23 protein-coding genes and 2 pseudogenes are annotated in these 20281 nt (G+C 41.8%); 15 read left to right on the top strand and 10 right to left on the bottom strand.

Annotated features, from left to right (window positions below; translation table 11 throughout):
• Positions 1-224: 224 nt before the first annotated feature.
• From LQ216_RS04225 to LQ216_RS04200, 7 genes and pseudogenes are all read left to right on the top strand, one after another.
• Complete coding sequence (locus LQ216_RS04225; RefSeq protein ID WP_230127019.1) at positions 225-1730, top strand: leucyl aminopeptidase; 1506 nt, start codon at positions 225-227, stop codon at positions 1728-1730.
• A 128-nt stretch (positions 1731-1858) separates the two neighbouring features.
• Entirely contained in the window at positions 1859-2251 is a 393-nt protein-coding gene (locus LQ216_RS04220; protein ID WP_230127017.1) for a hotdog fold thioesterase, read from the top strand.
• A 55-nt stretch (positions 2252-2306) separates the two neighbouring features.
• Positions 2307-2393, top strand: a pseudogene (locus LQ216_RS20460) (hypothetical protein); the annotation flags it as partial.
• Between the two features lie 4 nt (positions 2394-2397).
• Entirely contained in the window at positions 2398-2844 is a 447-nt protein-coding gene (locus tag LQ216_RS04215; RefSeq protein ID WP_230127015.1) for a hypothetical protein, read from the top strand.
• A 31-nt stretch (positions 2845-2875) separates the two neighbouring features.
• Complete coding sequence (locus LQ216_RS04210; RefSeq protein ID WP_230127013.1) at positions 2876-3280, top strand: SMI1/KNR4 family protein; 405 nt, start codon at positions 2876-2878, stop codon at positions 3278-3280.
• A 137-nt stretch (positions 3281-3417) separates the two neighbouring features.
• Positions 3418-3834 carry a hypothetical protein gene (locus LQ216_RS04205; protein WP_230127011.1) on the top strand — a complete coding sequence of 139 codons (417 nt, stop codon included), beginning with the start codon at positions 3418-3420 and terminating at the stop codon, positions 3832-3834.
• Between the two features lie 364 nt (positions 3835-4198).
• Positions 4199-4348, top strand: a pseudogene (locus LQ216_RS04200) (type II toxin-antitoxin system PemK/MazF family toxin); the annotation flags it as partial.
• Positions 4349-4404: 56 nt separating this feature from the next.
• On the opposite strand, the gene mnhG reads toward LQ216_RS04200, so the two are convergent.
• The 7 genes from mnhG to LQ216_RS04165 are packed head-to-tail and all read right to left on the bottom strand — an operon-like array spanning position 4405 to position 10182.
• Positions 4405-4776: a monovalent cation/H(+) antiporter subunit G gene (gene mnhG / locus LQ216_RS04195; RefSeq protein WP_230127009.1), complete on the bottom strand. Its 372-nt coding sequence runs from the start codon at positions 4774-4776 to the stop codon at positions 4405-4407.
• Positions 4760-5044 (bottom strand): Na(+)/H(+) antiporter subunit F1, encoded by a 285-nt coding sequence (locus LQ216_RS04190; protein ID WP_117306851.1) that lies wholly within the window; start codon positions 5042-5044, stop codon positions 4760-4762. The genes mnhG and LQ216_RS04190 overlap by 17 nt, the downstream gene beginning before the upstream one ends.
• Positions 5044-5520: a Na+/H+ antiporter subunit E gene (locus tag LQ216_RS04185; protein ID WP_230127007.1), complete on the bottom strand. Its 477-nt coding sequence runs from the start codon at positions 5518-5520 to the stop codon at positions 5044-5046. The genes LQ216_RS04190 and LQ216_RS04185 overlap by 1 nt, the downstream gene beginning before the upstream one ends.
• A gap of 4 nt (positions 5521-5524) precedes the next feature.
• Positions 5525-7021: a Na+/H+ antiporter subunit D gene (locus tag LQ216_RS04180; RefSeq protein ID WP_230127005.1), complete on the bottom strand. Its 1497-nt coding sequence runs from the start codon at positions 7019-7021 to the stop codon at positions 5525-5527.
• Positions 7014-7358: a Na(+)/H(+) antiporter subunit C gene (locus LQ216_RS04175; RefSeq protein WP_230127003.1), complete on the bottom strand. Its 345-nt coding sequence runs from the start codon at positions 7356-7358 to the stop codon at positions 7014-7016. Before LQ216_RS04175 ends, LQ216_RS04180 begins: the two co-directional genes overlap by 8 nt.
• On the bottom strand, positions 7358-7780 hold the full coding sequence (locus LQ216_RS04170) for a Na(+)/H(+) antiporter subunit B (protein WP_230127001.1): 423 nt from the start codon (positions 7778-7780) through the stop codon (positions 7358-7360). The genes LQ216_RS04175 and LQ216_RS04170 overlap by 1 nt, the downstream gene beginning before the upstream one ends.
• Positions 7777-10182, bottom strand: a complete 2406-nt coding sequence (locus LQ216_RS04165; protein ID WP_230126999.1) for a Na+/H+ antiporter subunit A — start codon at positions 10180-10182, stop codon at positions 7777-7779. The genes LQ216_RS04170 and LQ216_RS04165 overlap by 4 nt, the downstream gene beginning before the upstream one ends.
• A 443-nt stretch (positions 10183-10625) precedes the next feature.
• Here LQ216_RS04165 and LQ216_RS04160 point away from each other — a divergent pair, with 443 nt between their 5' ends.
• Entirely contained in the window at positions 10626-11183 is a 558-nt protein-coding gene (locus LQ216_RS04160) for a DUF5366 family protein (RefSeq protein ID WP_230126997.1), read from the top strand.
• A 297-nt stretch (positions 11184-11480) separates the two neighbouring features.
• Here the strand turns inward: LQ216_RS04160 and LQ216_RS04155 are convergent, their stop codons facing one another.
• Positions 11481-13340 carry a transglycosylase domain-containing protein gene (locus LQ216_RS04155; RefSeq protein ID WP_230126995.1) on the bottom strand — a complete coding sequence of 620 codons (1860 nt, stop codon included), beginning with the start codon at positions 13338-13340 and terminating at the stop codon, positions 11481-11483.
• 573 nt (positions 13341-13913) lie between these two features.
• On the opposite strand from LQ216_RS04155, the gene kapD reads away from it, so the two are divergent.
• Positions 13914-14537: a 3'-5' exonuclease KapD gene (kapD, locus tag LQ216_RS04150; RefSeq protein ID WP_230126993.1), complete on the top strand. Its 624-nt coding sequence runs from the start codon at positions 13914-13916 to the stop codon at positions 14535-14537.
• 237 nt (positions 14538-14774) lie between these two features.
• On the opposite strand, the gene LQ216_RS04145 is transcribed toward kapD, so the two are convergent.
• Complete coding sequence (locus LQ216_RS04145; RefSeq protein ID WP_230126991.1) at positions 14775-15161, bottom strand: kinase-associated lipoprotein B; 387 nt, start codon at positions 15159-15161, stop codon at positions 14775-14777.
• A gap of 215 nt (positions 15162-15376) precedes the next feature.
• Here LQ216_RS04145 and LQ216_RS04140 point away from each other — a divergent pair, with 215 nt between their 5' ends.
• The 4 genes from LQ216_RS04140 to LQ216_RS04125 all read left to right on the top strand — a co-directional run bounded on the left by LQ216_RS04140 (position 15377) and on the right by LQ216_RS04125 (position 17601).
• Positions 15377-15685, top strand: coding sequence for an SRPBCC domain-containing protein (locus tag LQ216_RS04140; RefSeq protein ID WP_230126989.1), 309 nt, complete (start codon positions 15377-15379; stop codon positions 15683-15685).
• Between the two features lie 166 nt (positions 15686-15851).
• On the top strand, positions 15852-16442 hold the full coding sequence (locus LQ216_RS04135) for a peptidylprolyl isomerase (protein WP_230126987.1): 591 nt from the start codon (positions 15852-15854) through the stop codon (positions 16440-16442).
• An 84-nt stretch (positions 16443-16526) separates the two neighbouring features.
• Positions 16527-17279, top strand: coding sequence for an AAA family ATPase (locus tag LQ216_RS04130; RefSeq protein WP_230126986.1), 753 nt, complete (start codon positions 16527-16529; stop codon positions 17277-17279).
• A gap of 97 nt (positions 17280-17376) precedes the next feature.
• A complete protein-coding gene (locus LQ216_RS04125) occupies positions 17377-17601 on the top strand; it encodes a hypothetical protein (protein ID WP_230126984.1) in 225 nt (74 codons plus the stop codon).
• A gap of 144 nt (positions 17602-17745) precedes the next feature.
• Here the strand turns inward: LQ216_RS04125 and LQ216_RS04120 are convergent, their stop codons facing one another.
• Entirely contained in the window at positions 17746-18543 is a 798-nt protein-coding gene (locus LQ216_RS04120; RefSeq protein ID WP_230126982.1) for a DUF817 domain-containing protein, read from the bottom strand.
• Between the two features lie 131 nt (positions 18544-18674).
• On the opposite strand from LQ216_RS04120, the gene LQ216_RS04115 reads away from it, so the two are divergent.
• Positions 18675-19289, top strand: a complete 615-nt coding sequence (locus LQ216_RS04115) for a PH domain-containing protein (RefSeq protein ID WP_230126980.1) — start codon at positions 18675-18677, stop codon at positions 19287-19289.
• Between the two features lie 208 nt (positions 19290-19497).
• Positions 19498-20256: a TraR/DksA C4-type zinc finger protein gene (locus tag LQ216_RS04110; RefSeq protein WP_230127483.1), complete on the top strand. Its 759-nt coding sequence runs from the start codon at positions 19498-19500 to the stop codon at positions 20254-20256.
• Positions 20257-20281 lie beyond the last annotated feature (25 nt).

Raw genomic sequence — 20281 nt, 5'->3', positions numbered from 1 at the left:
TTCTTCATTGTAAAGGAGATTACAGATATTTGAATAGTTTTTCCATAATCTATTCTGATTACGCCTCTGATTCCATAGATATATTGTCTTTAAACTAAATGGATACACACTAAACGTAAATCAGGAAAAATCTTTTTTACTTATGAGGTTTCAGATGAGGTGAAATTTCATAATTGGTGGTAACTTCGATATAATGTATGAGAGAAAAGTTTGGAGGTAGAACAATGTTTACTGTTCAAAAGAACATTAACTTAGATGATAAACAGGAATGTCTCCTGCTGGGCGTATTTGATAAACCGGTCAAGCTGGAAGGCGTGGCACAGGCTGCAGATGAAAAGCTAGACGGTCAGTTGACGGAGTTGGTAAAGGAAGGAGAGATTTCTTCCAAAAAGAAAGCAGTAGCCAAAGTACATACCCTCGGGCGTCTTGGAGCAAAAAGATTGATTTTCGTAGGATTAGGAAAGGAAAAAGAACTGACCTTTGAAAGTCTGAGAGAAGCATTTGGTAAGGCTGTTAAATCCTTGAAAGGCTCCAAATTCACAAACGTGTCCCTGGCACTGGATACATTCACGACAGCAAATGTGGATGCGTTAGACACGGCCCATGCTTTCGGCGAGGCTTTAGCACTTTCCACCTATGAATTTGCGGGTTATAAGCAAAAATCAAATGAGGTCGATAAAGCAATTGAGGCTATCACGGTCTATAGCGAAGCCGATGAAGAGGAGATCTCAGCATCCTTAACGGTAGGCCATGTATTCGGAAAGGCGACAAATTCGGCGAGAGATTTGGTGAACATTCCCGGTAATCTGCTTACAGCTACCGATCTCGCCAATTATGCACTAAAACTTTCTGAACGCTATGGTTTTGAAGCGGAAATCCTTGAAAAAGAAGAAATGCTTAAGCTTGGCATGGGAGCCATGCTAGCGGTTAACCAAGGATCAACAGAGGCTCCAAAAATGATCGTTCTGAAATATCAAGGCAAGGAAGAGTGGAAGGACGTTATCGGTCTTGTCGGTAAAGGAGTTACCTTCGATACGGGAGGATACTCGATTAAAACCAAAGCCGGCCTCGTCGGCATGAAAACGGATATGGGAGGCGCGGCATCCGTTTTGGGCGCCATGGAAATCATCGGGGAATTAAAACCGGAACAAAATGTGGTCGCTGTTATTCCTTCTACCGATAACATGATCAGCGGAAGCGCGTTCAAGCCGGATGATGTGATCATTTCGATGAGCGGGAAAACAATTGAAGTGCTGAACACCGATGCAGAGGGACGACTTGTCCTCGCTGATGCCGTTACATATGCGAAGCAACATGGAGCCAATTACTTGGTCGATGTGGCTACATTGACAGGCGGTGTCATCACAGCGTTAGGGAATGATATGACCGGCGCGATGACTAACAATGAGGAATTCTTTGAACAGGTTTTGGAAGCTTCCTTTGAAGCCGGGGAACCGGTGTGGCGTCTTCCGATTACGGAGAAAGACAAAGAACGCGTACGCGGAAGCAAGATAGCCGATTTGAACAACTCACCGGGAAGCGCGGGCCATGCGATCATGGGTGGAGCGTTTATCGGAGAATTCGCTGAAAATACGCCATGGGTGCATTTGGACATTGCAGGTACTTCCACAACAAGCAGCGCTTCGGATTTAGGGTCAGCAGGAGCCACAGGTGTCATGGTAAGGACCCTTGCACTTTTAGTTGAGAGATTGGCGGAAGAAAAAGAGTAATAAATCATCGAAGCTTTTTGTAAGCTTCGGTTTTTTACTGTCTTCTTGTGGAAAAAATCTTAAGAAAAAAAGGGTTTTAGGGGGAATATGACGAACCATTTTAAAAAAAGAGAATGAGGAGAACTGATATGAACCTGGAAAAAACATTAATGAACACATTAGGAATAGAAATTAAAGAGCTGGGGGAGGGCAAAGTTATCGCTACGATGCCGGTCGATGAAAGGACCTGGCAGCCATTCGGTTTGCTTCATGGAGGAGCTTCTGTGGCTCTTGCAGAGACAGTGGCGAGCATCGGGGGCTTTGAATTGGTTGATAAAGAGAGGGAAGCGGTCGTAGGACTTGAAATAAACGCCAATCATATCCGCGGAAAAAGAAATGGCGTAGTGACGGCGGAAGGAAATATCCTGCATCAAGGCAAAACGACGATGGTATGGGATATAAAAATCCGTGACGAAGAGGACAAATTGATAAGCGTATCCCGCTGTACCCTTGCGGTAATATCCATTAAGAAAGATGCTTAGTTGCATCCGTAGTGCATTGTGAAATCTTTGGATAGGGTTATGAAGCAAAAAAAGTTACGGATATACTTATATCGTACTTCAAAATGTAAGAAATCATAGAACTCAACATCAACATGATGGTTATGGAAGAAAGCGGAGATGAGGTAATGAATAAGTACACTAAAATGCTTGTGGGAATTGGAGATGCTTCATTAAAGTGCTACGCAGATAAAGGTGATTATTTATATCTTGCAGGTGCTAACGATAAGATGAAGGGCCGTTTACCAAAAGAACATCACTTCTTTGTTTCTGTAACAGGTAAACGGATCCCATCTCGATATGGTGTCGTTAAGACATTAAAAGAACCGATTACAGCTAAGCAGTTAGCATTGTTAGACGCTGCAAGTTTACATAGTAGCCTAAAGGATGAAGAAATGGATTTAACTCCATATGAGGAATTTCTAATTAAAGTCAACTCGTTTCCAGAACATATACCGCTGGCTACAACATGGATAGAAAAAGGAATACTAAAAAAAACAAGAGAACTAAGAGTTCATAAAGTATTCTTTACGGGTATGACTAAAGAAGAAAAAAAAGAAATTTTTGAGTCTTGAATTCCTTTAGTTTAAAGAGGGAGGAGCAGGTGTGCAAGACCTATTGGATTTGATACAATCGAGCAAGCCAGGAGTTACTTCAGATGCAATATGTGAAACAGAAAAGCAATTAGGAACCTCGTTTCCTATTCAATATCGAGAACTGGTAATGCTTACGAATAAACCTGAGATAGGAGAGTGGATTTTTTATCCCATAAAGGATCCAAAAAATCTAAAAAAAACATTTGATGATATAGTAAGAGCAAACCATAAACAAGTATATTCAAATGAATATGATTACATTATTATTGGGGAAGATGGAAGTGGAAATCATCTTTGCTTTAAAAATCAGGATAAACAAATGATGGAGCCAATCTATATCTGGGAACATGAAAGTGGAGATACTCGATTAATTGCAAAAAACCTGAGAAACTTTATCATTACAGAAAATAAGTAATTATAGCGGGGACTTTCCCCTCTTTTTTTGTTTGTTTTTCTCTATATATAAATTAAAACATATAAATATAAGCTGATTCCCTATTACAATTGAAAACGATCAGGAGGACATTCGTTTTATTAAGGGAGGCTGCATAGGTGTGTTATATAATCACCATTGGATTAGATAAAGAAATATCGGAACAGGTAATAGATAATTTAGAGTTAAAAAATATTTTGATCGAAAGAGTATCTGAGGGAAACTCTATTCATATATTTTCCGGCAAATATAGCTATGTTTATACTGTAACAAACGGTATGTGCTCTTGCGACTTTTTTAAAAAAACTAGTAATAATAAAAAGATGTCGCAGTATTTGCCGTTTTTAGCCTCTCTTTTTAGATTACTAATTAGTGAAGGTTATAGTTTGTCCTTTCATTTTCATATGTATACTGATGTCTATGGTGTAGAGAATTTACCGATTTTAAAGAAAGTGAAAATAGATGGAGAGAGTTTTGTTTCAAAATTAGCCAATCTTGAAGAAGATATTGTATATGTAACAAATAAATATATTTAAGTTCGACAAGGGGCAGTTTCAAAAACACTTAAAGTGACTTTTGAGTTGGCCTTCTTTGAAACTCTTAGAATGTAGCTCAGCAACAGATTAGGTTTAGATCTAAAAAAGATGCTAAAGTAGCTGCTAAAAGAGTAGGGGGAAGGTAAAGAACCAAGGCATCATCCCAATGTAAACATGAACCACACTATCATCCGGTGTACACTAAGAAAGCCCTAGGTTCTATCATTACTTCTATATTTCCATATTGAAGGCGATCAAATAGCTATTCGACCTAAACGGCGAACCCTGATCATTTATTGTCTCAGGTCACATCGGACAATCTGCATAAGGAAGTGCCTACGGGTAATCAACAGGGGAGTGAAGAATGGTGGCGCCGTATATTCGCACACGCGGTGACTTGGTTTGGCTGCGATTCACGCCGCAATCTGGCCATGAGCAAGCCGGAAGAAGGCCAGCCCTTGTCATTTCTCCTAAAGAATATAACCAAAAAGTCGGTTTAGATTTATTTTGTCCTCATTAAAAGGAATGAAGAATAGGAAGAAGAATTTCCAATTCTTCCTCCAAATCCCCTCAATCTTCTTTAGTAGGAGGAGTGGACACCCGGTCCCGGCTCTCCTTCAAGTCATCCTCAACGCTCTGATCCCATAGCTTAACGTCCGTATTATAGGCAGCCCGGCTGATTAGGTGGCCGGCAACCGGAGCGGTCATGAAGATAAAAAATATGCCAAGTAAAATTCTCGAATTAAAATGGCCATGTTCCACAAAGAAAAAGATAAATGTGCCGGTCAGCAGCGACATAATTCCCAAGGTTGACGTTTTCGAGGCCGCGTGGTTTCGTGTATAGACGTCTGGAAGCCTGATGATGCCGAATGCCGATACGAGCGATAAGAAAGCGCCCAGTAAAATAAATGCTCCTGAAATGAATTTAAAGATCTCGGTCATTTTCGATTACTTCCCCTTTCTCTATGAATTTCGAGAACGCAACAGTTCCGATAAACGAAAGGATCCCTAATAAAAGAATGCCTTCCAGGTAAGCGGTTGTATCCAGGAGCATGGAAGTTAGCGCCATAATCGCAATTAGGTTTATGCCCATTGCGTCTAAGGCCACGACTCTGTCAGGAACGGTGGGACCTTTAATTAACCTGTAGAGGAGGCCGAGCATGGAGATGGAGACACAAAGCAGGGAAATCTGCAAAACAATCTCAAACATTACTTGCTCACCTCCATAATCGCTTTTTCGAACGAACCTTTAATATCCTGGATTGCTTCTTCTTTATCAGCGATATCCATGGCATGGATATAGAGCGTTTTATTGTCGGGAGAAACATCCACTACGAGAGTACCCGGTGTTAACGTGATCAGGTTTGCGAGAATGGTGATCTCCCAATCCTTCTCCAGTTCCGTCTCAAGGGCAAAGATGCCCGGCCGGATATCCAGCTTTGGTCTGAGAATGACCTTTAGCACTGAAATATTGGAAAGAATCAGCTCCCTGGTGAAAATCAGGATCAGTTTCACAACCGCAAAGACACGCAGTAAATAGAACCTGCTGCCGAAAAACCTTCGGATGCCCAAGATAATCAGCAGACCAAAGAAATAACCGATTAAAAAGGTGTTCCCGCTATATTCATTTTTTAAAAACATCCATATAAACGCAAGGAACACGTTCAACAATATTTGAAAGGCCATAAAATTACTCCTTTAAAACCGCATTGATATAAATGTCGGGCTGCATTAGCGTCTCCGTTGCCTGGGAAATGAATGGGTAGACCGCCTCCGCGCCAACACCGTAGACAATCGATACAGCAACTAGAAGAGCAGACGGAAACAAAAGCCGTTTGACAGGCACACGTTCGGCATCCGCGTATGCACGTGGCCGGGAGGGGGATGGGGGGCCCCAAAAGCCATTGATGAAAATTTTCATGACGGAGTAGAGCATCATTAAACTGGAAAGAAGAATCACCGCAAAACCAACATATTCCCCTCCACTTACAGCTCCTCGCAGCAGTAACAGCTTACCGGTAAATCCGGAAAATGGCGGGATGCCGGCAAGCGAAAGGGCGGCGATAAAAAATGTCCAGCCGAGGAAAGGATAGGAATTGATCAACCCGCTGATTTCACGCAGGTTGCTCGTGCCCGTTATCTTAATCATGACCCCGATCAAAAGAAATAAAGCTGCTTTGATGATGATGTCATGAATCATATAAAAGATCGAACCAGACAACCCTTGTTCATTCATTAAAGAGATTCCGAACGCGATAACCCCCACAGCAATCACGATATTATAGATAATGATTTTCTTTAGATCCCAATAGCCAACCGCCCCGATGACACCAACGATAATCGTTGCGATGGCAAGGATCCCAAGAAGTTCGTGTGTATAGCCCTGATCATGGTAGAAAAGCAACGTATAGGTGCGCATAATCGAATAGAGACCGACCTTGGTCAGCAGTGCTCCGAAGAGAGCAATCACCGGGATGGGCGGAACGTAATAGGAACCCGGCAGCCAATAAAACAACGGGAAAATCGCTCCTTTCAAGCCGAATACAATCAAAAAGGAAACAGCAATAACTGTAATGATGCCCGGCTGTCCTGCTTCGGCAATCCTTCTGCTGATATCCGCCATATTCAGCGTGCCCACGACGGAATAAAGATAGGCAACGGTAATGACAAAAAGTGCTGACGAAATGACATTCACAAGAATATACTTCAACGATTCCCTAAGCTGTGGCTTTGTGCCGCCCAATACGAGCAGGACATATGAAGCCATCAGCATTACTTCAAAGAATACGAACAGATTAAAGATATCCCCGGTCAGAAAGGCCCCGTTAATGCCAACGAGCAGGAATTGAAAGACCGGATAATAAAAGAATTTTTCTCTTTCAATACCGATCGAATAAAACGAATAAATCATAATCGCAAATCCTACGATGCTTGTTGTAACCACAAGCAGGCTCGATAGCATGTCCGCCACCATGGCAATTCCAAACGGCGCCTCCCAGCTGCTTACTTCGAGTGCCATAATCCCTTGATGATGCACATTCAAAACCAGGACGATGGAAATCACGATTCCAAGAATTACAGAAAGCAGGGACAGGATCCGCTGTGTTTGTATCTTTTTTGAAAAGAAAATCAGGATGATGCCTGTTAAGAACGGCAGCAAAACAGGCAGGAAAACGATATTATTCATTAGCTTCTTTTCCCCTCAATTGATCCATATTGTCCGTTCCCAGCTCTTGGTATGTCCTGTAAGCGAGGACAAGAAAGAAGGAAGTAACCCCAAAGCTGATTACGATTGCCGTTAAAATCAGCGCCTGCGGCAAAGGATCGACATAAGATTCAGCCTGTTCCCCGAGCAGTGGAACCGCCGTCCCATGCTTCAATCCGCCCATCGTTAAAATAAGCAAATGGGCGCCATGGCTCAGTAATCCGGTACCAATAATAATGCGCAATATGCTTTTCGAAAGCATCAAGTACGTTGCGCTCATGAACAAAATCCCAATAACAACTGCCATTAATACTTCCATTATTCACTCTCCCCAATCGTTTGAATAATGGTCATCGTCACGCCAATAACCACAAGATATACACCTAAATCAAACAGAACGGCTGTATGTAATGACGTGTGACCGATTATAGGCAAATCAAAATACTGATAGGCATGGGTCATAAACGGAGCATCAAAGATCAGCGCTCCGGTCCCGGTTAATGCTGCAATCAGAAGTCCGATAGCCACCACCAGCTTGTAATCAATTGGCAAGATATTTGCCACCGTTTTTATATCATAGGACAGGAGCAGCAAAACGATGGCTCCCGAAGCCAGCAATCCGCCTACGAATCCTCCCCCGGGTGAGTAGTGTCCCCCGAAAAATATATAGATGGAAAAAAGGAAGATAACAGGGGATGCCACTTTTGTAACGGTTTGTAGGATCAGATCATTCGTTTTCATCCGTCATCATCCTCCTTCGTCAGCCTTAATTTAATCATCGCAAATATGCCAAGGGCTGCAATTCCTAACACAGTTATTTCAAACATGGTATCAAGACCGCGGAAATCTACGAGAATGACGTTAACAATATTCTTCCCTCCCGCCTCCTTATACGCGTTCTCCACATAGTAGCCGGAAATGGAGTCAAACAATTTGTTACTGTGCGATGATAAGGCGATTAAAGCAACTATGACACCAACACCGATAGAGATAAGTGCGTTATTCAGTTTGAAGGTCATCCGCTCTTCCTTCCTGCTCGGTAGCTTCGGCAAATGATAAAAGCAAAGCAGAAATAGAGCAACGGATATCGTCTCGATCACCAGCTGGGTAAGCGCAAGGTCAGGGGCCCTAAATAACACAAAGAAAATGGATACCATATAGCCTACCGCCCCAAGGATGATGATTGAGGTTAACCTGGACTTTGCAAAAAGAATCGCAATGGCACCAACAGCGATGATCGTTGCCAGAATCAGTTCATAGATCCCGATGGCTGCAGTGTTTTCACTATCAAAAGCAAAGGCATCTTTCCAGAAGAGCGTAAATCCGAGTGAAAGGATAAAAAAGAGAAAAATATAAACAAGATAGGTTCGGATATAGCCTGTCATAAACAGCTTTGTTATCGAGAGGGAGACTTTTTCGACTCCTTTAATAAGGGCATCATAGAAGCGGTTCAAAGAAAATCGATCCGGCAATATTCCGTAGATTTTATTCCATTTGTCCAATGTGAGGTAAAGAAGCACCCCAAAAATGATAACCCCGATGGTCATGAATAACTCTGGCTCAAAGCCATGCCAAGGTGAGATGTGAACATGGAATTCATTTTTCGCCAGCCCGGGTTGGATCGCCGCAACGACGGGTTCGATGATGCTTGAAGCCAGCAGGTTTGGGAAAAGGCCGAATATTATCACCAATGAAGCCAGGATAACAGGAGGTATCAACATACCAATCGGCGCTTCATGTGGTTTTTTCTCCAGCATTTCCGGCCGAAAAACTCCTGTAAATGGCTTAAAGGCAATAATCAAGCTGTAGATGAATGTAAAAATACTGCCCGTCCAGGCGATAACCGGAAGCAACACACCCCATGTGTCCAGATTAAATAAATCCATTTCCGTTACAAGGATCATAGCCGCAAAGAACATTTCCTTGCTTAAAAACCCGTTAAAAGGGGGTACACCTGCCATTGACAGCGCACCGATTAAAGTAATCGTGAAGGTGATCGGCATAAAATTCATCAGCCCGCCCAGCTTCCGGATATCGCGTGTCCCGGTTTCATGGTCAATGATACCTGCGGCCATGAACAGGCTCCCCTTAAAGGTAGCATGGTTAATCAAATGAAACACGGCTGCGACAGTTGCGGCCATATATATATTTTCATTCATGTTTTCATAGTGGAGGGCGGCTGCACCAAGCCCCAATAATGACATGATCATTCCAAGCTGGCTGATCGTCGAATAGGCGAGTATCGCTTTTAAGTCGGTTTGCTTTACGGCAGAAAACGACCCCCAGAATAAAGTAAGGATCCCAAAACCGGCGATAAGCCAGAGCCATAAGCCAGACTCGGCAAACACAGGACTCAACCTTGCAACAAGATAGATCCCTGCCTTTACCATGGTAGCCGAATGAAGATAAGCACTGACGGGTGTAGGAGCCTCCATTGCATCGGGTAGCCAGATATGGAACGGAAATTGTGCGGATTTTGTGAAAGCCCCAAGCAGTATAAGCAGGATGGTGGCGTTAAATACTGGATGGGCCGTCAATTCTCCACTCTTGCCAATAAGCTCACGCACGCTGAAGGTTTCACCCATGAAAGCCAACAGCACAGCTCCCCCAAGCATACTAAGCCCGCCCAAAACGGTGATCAGCATCGATTTTTGGGCACCGTAGCGGGAACGCTCCCGATGATGCCAATAACCGATCAAAAGGAAGGAAGAAAAACTGGTGAATTCCCAGAACATATACAGCACAATGAGATTATCGGATAGTACCAAACCAAGCATGGCACCCATGAATATGAGAAGGTACACGTAAAAGCTGTGAAGTTTTTCTTTGGTCTTATCCAGATAAAAAATGGAATACAATATGACTAGAGACCCAATGCCCGTGATCAGAAGAGCGAATAAAAGACTTAGACCATCCAGGTATACATCAATATTTACTTTCAGCGAGGGGATCCAGGCCAGGCTTTCCGACAGGATTTCCCCGTTGCTCGTCTTGGGAATAGACTGAAAAAAGTATGTAAACAGCAGGGTGGGTACAATAAGTACAAACCATCCGGTGTGAATACTTCTGAAATGCTTAAACAAAAGCGGCACAAAAAGCGCGGCCAAAAAAGGGGAAAAGATGGCCCAGTGAAGTAAAGACATGAGTAAGCCTCCTTAGAGAATAGCTAAAAATGTACGTTTATAATATGTAAAGGTGTACATGTTTTTTAAAATTATCGAAATGTTTCCTTAGTATCTGTAGATAATATAAAAAAATAAGAAAGTTTCTATAAAGCAAATTATAAACTAATTTTCAGGCTGCTGCATTGCATACAGTTTACCTGGCCGGCAAACAGAACCCGAGTTATTAAATAGGTAGAAACCGGTCGAAATCCGCCAAAAAAAATTATCTATAAACTCCCTCTTGGAGAATGGCGAAGGGAATGATGATATCCTGTGCGAATCCATGGCGGTGGGTAGGCATCAGTTTTGATAGAATGAAGCGGTCGCTGTCTCTTTTGCCGTCCAAATTCAAAAGACCATTGTACATTGATGGATATTTTTGCATAATGGAAGAGAACTAGATATAGAGATGGAGACACAGAATGAAAAATACATATTTGATTGGTTATTTTCCGTTGATTGCGATTGTTCTTTTCAGTCTTTCGTTTGCGATATATGGGCAGATGAAAGTTCTGATTTTGCTGAAGAATATTGGAATATACGATGGAATGCTTGAATTTGTATCCGAGACGGGGATCAAGCTTTCCTTATTAATTGTCATGTTTCTGATTTGTTTTATGCTGTTCTCTGCCCTTAAGCTGATTTCCGATACGATAATCGAACTCTCTCTGTTATTTTTCTCCAAGGACTCGGACGGGGACGATTTAAAGAATATCCGGATGGGTGCGATGATTTATTTTATTGGCGGAGTGGTTTCTTTGGTCAGCGTGAATTCGATTTTGGGTTTGGCGGCTATTTTTTTAGGGACGACCGTCATTGCTTTTATTTATCTCGTGTATAAAATAAGCCCGAGCTTGACGACTTCAGGGTTGATTGGATTAATCTTCTTTGATACTTTCATTTGGTTGGCGCTTGTTTTGGTTGTGGCTTATTCGTCCATCAGGCTTTACAACAGCATGATGGCAAGTTTGCCGTTATAGCAAAGAAAAGCGGGAGGTCATTTTGATAGTCTATCAAAATGACCTCCCGCTTTTTTAATTAGGCTCTGTTAAATTCCATTGTTGATTTTCAAATGGTCATGGAATCTACTCGCTTTCCGCGGACGAACTGGCAAGCCTCCTCACTTGTACCTCGCTGCGGGGTCTTGCCAGCCCGTTTTTCCGCAGGACGTTGAATCATCATCCTTGAATAGACACCGCACGAGAAAATGCGTATGCATTTTCGAGGAGTCTCGCAGATTCCCTTCCCAAAAACAACATTATCGTTTAACAGAGCCTTTAGTTAAAATCTTTATTAATATCTTTCCAGATTGATAAGTTCGGATAGGTATGCTGAATATGCTCGATGCTAGCTGGTTTGTCCTTTCCAATCCATACGCCCGTTGTATAGTCACTTGTGAGCCCTACGAACCACATATCCTTAACATCATTTGTCGTGCCCGTCTTACCGCCAATGTATTCTGTGGGAAAGTAGGCACTTCTGGCTGTGCCGTTTAATGTTACTTCATGCAGCAGTTCTCTCATTTTCTTTACGGTTTCTGGCTTCCATACCGTTTGCGGTTTATCGTTCCATTGATATAGCACTTTTCCATCCTTGCTTGTCACTTTGCGGATGGCATGGGCAGGGAGATAGGTGCCATCTTTAAAGGATGTAAAGGCATTGGTCAGTTCGAGCGGACTGATCGTATTTGTAAACCCGCCAATTGCTGCAGAAAGATGGTGATCCAGTTCGTTTACTTGACTAAATTGAAACTTGTCTAAATAGCTAAAGCTCTTTCTTATGCCCGTTTTTTCAAAAAGCCTAAGGGCAGGTGTGTTATATGAATTGGCAAATGCCTTTTTGATGGTCACTGTTCCATACACACTACCGTCGTAATTTTTGGGGCAATATCCATTTTTGCAATAGCGTGCCCCGCTGACACCCTCCAGGACACTTGCGTTCGTTTCTTCAATATAAGGGGCATAGACCAATAATGGTTTAATAGCCGACCCCGGCTGGCGATACGCTTGATAGGCCCGATTGAAAGAATTTTTTTTATAATCCGTTCCCCCAATCAAAGAGACAAGCTCGTGCGTATGATGCTGTATGACAACTGCAGCACCTTCAACGGAGGTGGAGGATAAGCGGTTTTGTACCGCGTGTTTCGCACGACTCTGTATCCCGGTATCTAGAGCCGAGTGTATGGTAATACCCGATTCCAACAAGTCAGTTACCTTCTTATCAAGCTCAGCTGCAGCCTTTTCTCGAATTTTTGCATCGGGATCGTTCAATCTTTCCCTCATTCCTTCAGAATGAGCGACCAGGCTTCTAAGCTCCCTTTTCACATAGTCTGAATAATCTGGGTGCAAGTCATTTTGTTTCCTGACATTTAACACAATCGGTTCATTGACAATTTGCGTAAATTCTTCTTTTGTCAGTTTTTTTGTTTCTACCATCTGGGAAAGAATCCGTTCCTGCCGTTTCTTGGTAGCGTCGTAGTTTTTCAAAGGATTATACAAATTCGGGTTGTTTGGAATGGCCGCGAGAAAAGCAAGTTGCGCCTTCGAAAGGTTTTTCGCAGGCTTACTAAAGTAAAATTGAGCCGCTGACTCGATCCCGTAATTTCCGTTGTGATAGTATATGGCATTAATATACAATTCTAAGATTTCAGGTTTAGACAGAGTCCTTTCCAGCTGATAGGAATAGAGAAGTTCAGTCAGTTTTCGGTTATAGGTTTTTTCCTGTGAAAGATATACATTCCTGGCCAGCTGTTGGGTGATCGTGCTGCCGCCTTGTTCAATCGAGTCACTCTGGGAGTTTACAACGATGGCCCGGCTGATGGCTACAGCGTCTATTCCGGCATGCTGATAGAAATGCCTGTCTTCAATCGTGACAAAGAGGTCCTTCAGAAATGAGGGAATTTCTTGATCAGAAATATATTTCCTTTTTTGAAGACCTGAAATTTCAGAAATGACGGTGCCGTCCGCTGCTCTCATGAAGCTGGTTTGAGGCAATTTAATCCCATCGCCGGAAATTTTCGTATCAAGCAGCTTGTGGAAGCTCTCGGCGGAAGTCCATTCTCGATATGATAGAAGAATCAAGAGCGTAAGCAAAGGAATGAGCATGATGATAAAAAAATAGCCAAGAAACTTGCGCATAAGCCAACTTCCAATCTAATATATTTTGGTATGACGGCACCGACTTAAAGCTTGGCAGATACAGGTAGTCTCTATCTGCGTACAGGAGAATTCTTCGCTTAAAGGACCGTCAATCGATTCGTGTCGAATAATCTCGATTTACTTCCCCATGATAATCCAAAACCTGGCAGGAAAAAAGGGGTTGCTAAGAAAAATACCGAATAAAATGCAAAAAAGATAAAAATTATTCAGAAGTTTCTGTTATAATGTTTGAATAATGATGCAGATAGAAGGTTATTAATTATTTGGCTCTGTTAAACGATAATGTTGTTTTTGGGAAGGGAATCTGCGAGACTCCTCGAAAATGCATACGCATTTTCTCGTGCGGTGTCTATTCAAGGATGATGATTCAACGTCCTGCGGAAAAACGGGCTGGCAAGACCCCCCAGCGAGGTACGAGTGAGGAGGCTTGCCAGTTCGTCCGCGGAAAGCGAGTAGATTCCATGACCATTTGAAAATCAACAATGGAATTTAACAGAGCCAATTATTTAAAAATATGAACGTTTTATATATATAAGGAAAGGAGGCGCGGAAATGGAAGGTGGGCAACAGCATTTATTTATCGATTTTGAATTTACCATGCCTGAGGGAAAGATGAATCCTGATGGTTTTTACCCGGAAATTATTGAAGTCGGACTGGCGGCCGTTATCAATGAGCAAATTATCGATCAATTTTCATCATTTGTCATCCCCTCTAAATTCTCTAAACTTACAGATCGCTGTAAAACTTTCCTTAATATTTCACAGGAACAGGTTGAAAGCGGGATACCTTTTAAAGACCTTATTGCTTTATTGAAAAAATATGACCAAAATCAGCCTACTTCGATTGTTACTTGGGGAAACATGGATATGAAGGTATTGCGCCAAAACTGCCAAAGAGCAAATGTTGAGTTCCCGTTCCGCGGCAAGCAAATCGATTTATCCATGGAATATAAACGCTTTTTCGGTGATCAAAACCAGACTGGATTGTGGAAAGCCGTTCAGGCATATGGAAAAGAAGGCACAGGGAAACACCACCGTGCCCTTGATGACGCACTGACTACTTACAATATCTTCAAACTGGTAGAAAAGGATAAAAGCTACATGAAAAATCATCAACCTACCACAATAGGTGACCGTATCGATTTATCAAAAGTATTTGATAATCTTGCATTATAAAAGTCAAATCACATACAGTTGATTTGGCTTTTAGTATTTATTTAAGCAATGTTACATATCTCTGTAGCTTTTGGCTCATTTTTGCAACAGTCCCTAAGACGAAGGAGAAAGCGAGCTTTCTCTTACGTCTCAGGGACTGTTGCTACCTTTCAGCATACTGCTGAAAGGCGTGTGAAACCTCGGTTTCACACGAATAAGCCAAAAATAGTAAAATCAACATTATTCCTTAACAGGCCTTTATTTAAAATAATCTGCTTCCAGTTCGCCGAGCATTTCCAGGCTTCTTTGGTTCCATTCCTTACTATCTTCAGAAAGCTGCTGCTTCATTTTGTCCATAGACTCCTTTAGTGAAGTCTTATATTCCGGGATCTCCTCTTCATAATGTTTAACCATATTTTTAGGGATATTGGCCTGCTCCCGAAAAGCAAGGGCCCGTCTTTGATGGAACATCGTCACATCCGTCTGCCTAGGATTATGGAGATCTCCTTGCATCGGATGCTTTGCTACGGCAAGAACCTTTACAAGATAGGCATTTGGACGAATGTCTGTAAGCTCTCCGATATATTTTCCCGTTTTATAAATCGCCGTTACTTTATCCCCAACCTTGAAGTTGTCTTCCGTCATGTCTTTATCCGCCCTTTCAATACATTTCTACTCTCCATGATACATAAGATGCTTGGATTTTTACAGTCAGCCGATTTCTTTTTCCATGGTTGGAACGAAGATTTAGATAATGATAATATGGGGGAAAATGAAGGAGCAAACAAAATGACAATCAACTAATTGTGAAAGACGAGATTACTATTCATTCACCTGCTTCAAAGGTATGGGGAGTTTTGGTGAAGCCTCTATTTATCAAGCAGTGGGATGACTTGCCTGAAGATCCCGATTATAATGTCGATTTAAGCATCGACAGTGAAATTTCATGGAACCTGGATGACGGTCAATATACGAAATTGACTGTCATTACATGGGAACCGAAGATCTTGCTTAGGCTTTCCCTTTATAATTCAAGGTGGGAACAGCCTTTGGCTCCCGAAGACCTCGCCTATACTTACAGCTTATCTGGTAGTGACGGACAGATTCTGCTCTCAATTGAAATCGGGGACTTTGGGAAGCTTCCTGATGGAGAAAAATACTTCGAGTAGAATTTGCTGAAGAAGCTTACAAAAAATAAAAGAACTCGCAGAACAATAGAAGTTTCTTAAAAGATGATTTTTTAAAAAAAGTCGTGTAAAGTTGACAAATGAAGGCAATAAAATAGAAGAGAAGCCAAGATTTTAGGAAAATTAAGAAGAAAGAAGTGAATCAATTATGACAGACTTTCCTCAATTAACGACAGAAGTACTGGAAAATGAAAAAGCAGTTATCATGGAAACAAACCAGGGAAGTATCAAGATTAAGCTATTTCCGGAATTAGCTCCAAAAACGGTAGAAAATTTCGTTACGCATGCCGAAAATGGCTATTATGAAGGAGTCATATTCCACCGCATCATTAAAGACTTCATGATCCAGGGCGGCGATCCCCAGGGAACGGGTATGGGCGGAGAAAGCATTTGGGGCGCTCCGTTTGAAGACGAATTTTCGATGGAGGCATTCAACCTACGCGGCGCATTGTCGATGGCGAATGCAGGACCCGGCACAAACGGAAGCCAATTTTTCATCGTTCAAGCACCACATGTCGACAGCAGCATGGGCGAGCAAATGAAACAAGCGGGCTATCCGGATGAAATTATCACCGCTTATATGGAAAAAGGCGGCACCCCTTGGCTGGATCATAAGCATACGGTTTTTGGCCACGTTATCGAAGGCATGGATATCGTCGACAAAATCACCGGCTTAGAAACGGGATCTGGGGATAAGCCGGTTGAAGATGTTGTCATTCAATCAATCAAAGTTTTATAATGAGATAAGAGAAACGAGGCAAAAGCTTTCGTTTCTTTTTTAAGGGTTTGAGAGAACATGGAGGAAAGCTCTGGAGGGGTTGTTATGAATTTAACTCAATTTATTAGAAGAATTGAATTAAAACGCAAGGAAGTGCCTTCATTTGAAAGCTATCCGTTTAACTTGCCAGTTATCCTTAATTTACACGAATTGTCTCTGCATCCTAAGGTTACATATATAATCGGTGAAAATGGTATGGGTAAATCGACTCTCCTTGAAGCAATTGCCGTTGCTGCTGGTTTTAATCCAGAGGGAGGAAGCGCTAATTTTAACTTCAGTACCTTTGATTCCCATTCTGAGCTTGAGCAATATATCAAGGTTATAAAAGGAGTCAACAGGCCCGGGGACGGATTTTATTTGCGGGCTGAGACGATTTATAATCTGGCAACGAATATTGAAGAGCTGGATAGGGAAGTCGGGGGCCCACGGATTATCGATTCATTTGGAGGTGTTTCTCTTCATGAACAATCACATGGAGAATCATTCTTTTCAATATTTTCACACCGATTTAGAGGAAATGGGCTTTATATTCTGGATGAGCCGGAAGCAGCATTATCTCCGTTACGTCAGTTGTCCATCTTATCAAGGCTTGATGAACTGGTAAAGGAAAACTCTCAATTCATCATCGCAACACATTCCCCCATCTTAATGGCCTATCCAGAGGCGAAAATTTTAGAGTTATCAGTAGACGGAATCAGGGAAACCGAACTTGAGGATACGAATCACTTTAGGTTAATGAAACAATTTTTTGACGATAAAGACCGGCTTCTCCATCACTTGCTAAGAAACAGTCACTAACAAAAGCATATTTCTGTTACACGGATATGATAGAGAGAAGCTTGGTAAATTGATATAATAAATCAAAGAATGTGGCCTTATAGAAAGGATGTAACAAATGGACTTTCTTAATAATGCAGTATTAGTACTTTTTCTTTACTTCCCTGAAGATAAATCTGAATATATCCCTGCAGGCATAACCTCGGCAATCTTTTTTATCGCCGCGGTGTTTACCATGAGGTTTATCATTAAATATTCCCGCAAGGAAGCGCTCAAAACAAAGGAATTAGAGGATGAAATCACAAGAAGAAACGAGTCCAGCCATGAGTCAGGAAAGCTGTGAATTTCATTCATGAAATGCACAGCTTTTTCTGAAAGTTTGTATACAAAAAAGAGGTCAATTGATTTAAACGAAAAATCTCGTCTCTTAAACGAAAACAAGGTTAATTTATACGAAAATACCCTCGATTCAAACGAAAAACTCCCCTTATTTAAACGAAATGTTTTTATCCTTCATTTCTGTCAATTCCTTGTTTTTTACATGTTTCAATAGAGCGACCGCCAGAAAACTGACAATGACCAGCAGGAGCCAGGAACTGATCTTGCTGACATGTACGAGCTGCCATCCAGCTTGCTGGTTTGGATATTGCCAGGCACCGAAGAAAGTGACGATGTTTTCCGCGATCCAGATAAAAAAGCCAATCAAAACAAAGGATAGTGAAAGCGGCATTCTGTAGGTCGTTCTTTGAATGGTAAACGTTACAAACGTTCTAAAGAAGAGCAGAAGGATTACCGCCTTTAGAACCCAGCGCAGATCCCACATATAATGATGGGTGAAAAAGTTAAAGTAAGTCGCCGCAGCCACCAGGGTTACCATCCAGGTATTTGGCCAGTTAACCAGCTGCAAATCCATTCGGCGCCATGCCTGGCACATATAACTGGCGACACTGGCGTACATAAATCCACTGTATAAAGGGACTCCAGCAATCTTAGACCATGCTTCTTCCGGATAAGCCCAGGACCCCATATGAACCTTATACAATTCAAGGGCGAGGCCGATGACATGGAATAGGCATATGACCTTGAATTCATCAAAGGTTTCCAATCTGGTGACCAAAAATAGAAGCTGATAAATGAGACAGACCAGCAGAATAAAGTCATAGCGTGCGATAAAGTCTCCCGGAATGAACTTCGAAACCGCCAGCGTCAGAAAAATAATCACAGGAAATAGGCAGGACATGGCCTGATGATAGCCGAAAGATAATAAATGATGAATGTATTTCATAAAATACTCCCTATAGTAAGTTAAAGTTTGTTTGCTTTCACACTACACTAGCGCAAATAGAATGATAAGGGAATATGGAAATATTTTCTGATTTTTTTTTATTTACTAATTGGACGGAGAGGAATGATGGGATGTTTAAAAAAGTGGCTGCGGATATGCTTGGCTTGAGCGATATCGGAAGTGTCATCAAGCCTGCTGATTATGACAAAGTCGATGCGGATGATTATGTTATGCATGAAGACGGTGAGAAAATTTATTTCCTTATTAAATCCAGAATGGATGAATACTGTTTTACAAATAAAGCATTAATTCACCTTGATGGCACGAGCGCAGTTAGTAAAAAACGCATTCTCCGTCGTTACAGCTATAGTGAGCATACCATTTCCAACGTTTCTCTTGAAACGGCGGGTACAGTCGATTTGGATGTCGAAATAAAATTTGTCATCGGTTCTGTTCCATTTTCCATTGATGTACATAAAAAGTTCATTGAGGAGCTTAAAGACCTATTCAAAGCTTTAATCAAGATCGCAGAAACCTGCCATGAAAACGAGTATTCATTAAACTATGCGCATCAAAGCATCGATCTCGCATCGAATACATTAAGCCGGGTAAAGTCCCCTGAAGCCCAACTTGTTGAAAACTTCAAGCAGATAAATGAGGCTTCGTTCAATTGGCTTATGGAAAGCCGGAAGAAATATCATGTAAAAGATTTCGGATATGTATTCGAGAAATATATTAATAATTAAACGAGAAGAGGCTTCGCCTGTAAAAAACAAACGAACCCAACCCTAGAATACAGCCTTTTTATCTTTTGGATACGGACCATAAATTATGTCGGGAAAAAATACCTAAATAAAGGAGGGGAGATAGAAAATACTAAGGGAAGTAGCGCTTAACATGTGTAATGTCGTACGAATCGGATTTACGTTTAGCAACCAGAAAGGATTGGCGCAGATGCTCTCAGATCAAAAGTTATCCGAGTTGAAAAATCAGTTGCAGCAAACAAGTGAAGATTTAAGAAATAGATTACACGAGTCAAACGATCTCAATTTAAAACAGAGCCTTCTTCGCGACTCTTCTTTTGAATTGTCCAGTTATGATAACCATCCCGGTGATGAAGGCACAGAATTGTTTGAAAGGGAAAAGGACCTCGCACTTTTAGAACATTACCGAAATGAAATCAGGGATAATGAAAAAGCGCTTCAAGCTATGGATGAGGGGACCTATGGGAAATGTAAAGTGTGCGGAGAGGATATTCCTGCCCTTCGCCTCGAAGCCCTGCCTACAACCCTGTATTGTATTGAACATACGCCTTCTCATGAGACCTCCCACAATCGGCCGGTCGAGGAAGGGGTTCTTATGCCGCCGTTCGGCAAGTTTGATATGGATGAGGAAGACGAAAATGTTGTGACGGATGCAGAAGATACCTGGCAGGAAGTAGCGACGTTCGGAACCTCGAGTTCTCCATCAGACTTGCCCAGCCCTAAGGATCACCCCAATGATTGGTATGAAGAAAGCGAAGAAAATATCGGCTATGTAGAGGATTATGAGAATTTTGTCGGAGTCGATATCGAAGGCAAGAATATAACCATATATCCGAAGCATGAAAAATATGAGAAAATGCTGGATGAAGAAGGAGTTATGAGCATATTGGGTGACTTGCCTGCTTATGAACATGATCCATATGTTGAAGAAGATGAAAAAGACGAATAAAAAATAAAAAACGCGGAGAAACTTT

It is taken from the genome of Bacillus sp. CECT 9360, assembly GCF_918741275.1.
Classification (GTDB): Bacteria; Bacillota; Bacilli; order Bacillales; family DSM-1321; genus Peribacillus.
Note: the sequence above shows the minus strand (reverse complement) of the source record. Positions and strands in the feature narration are given on the sequence as shown.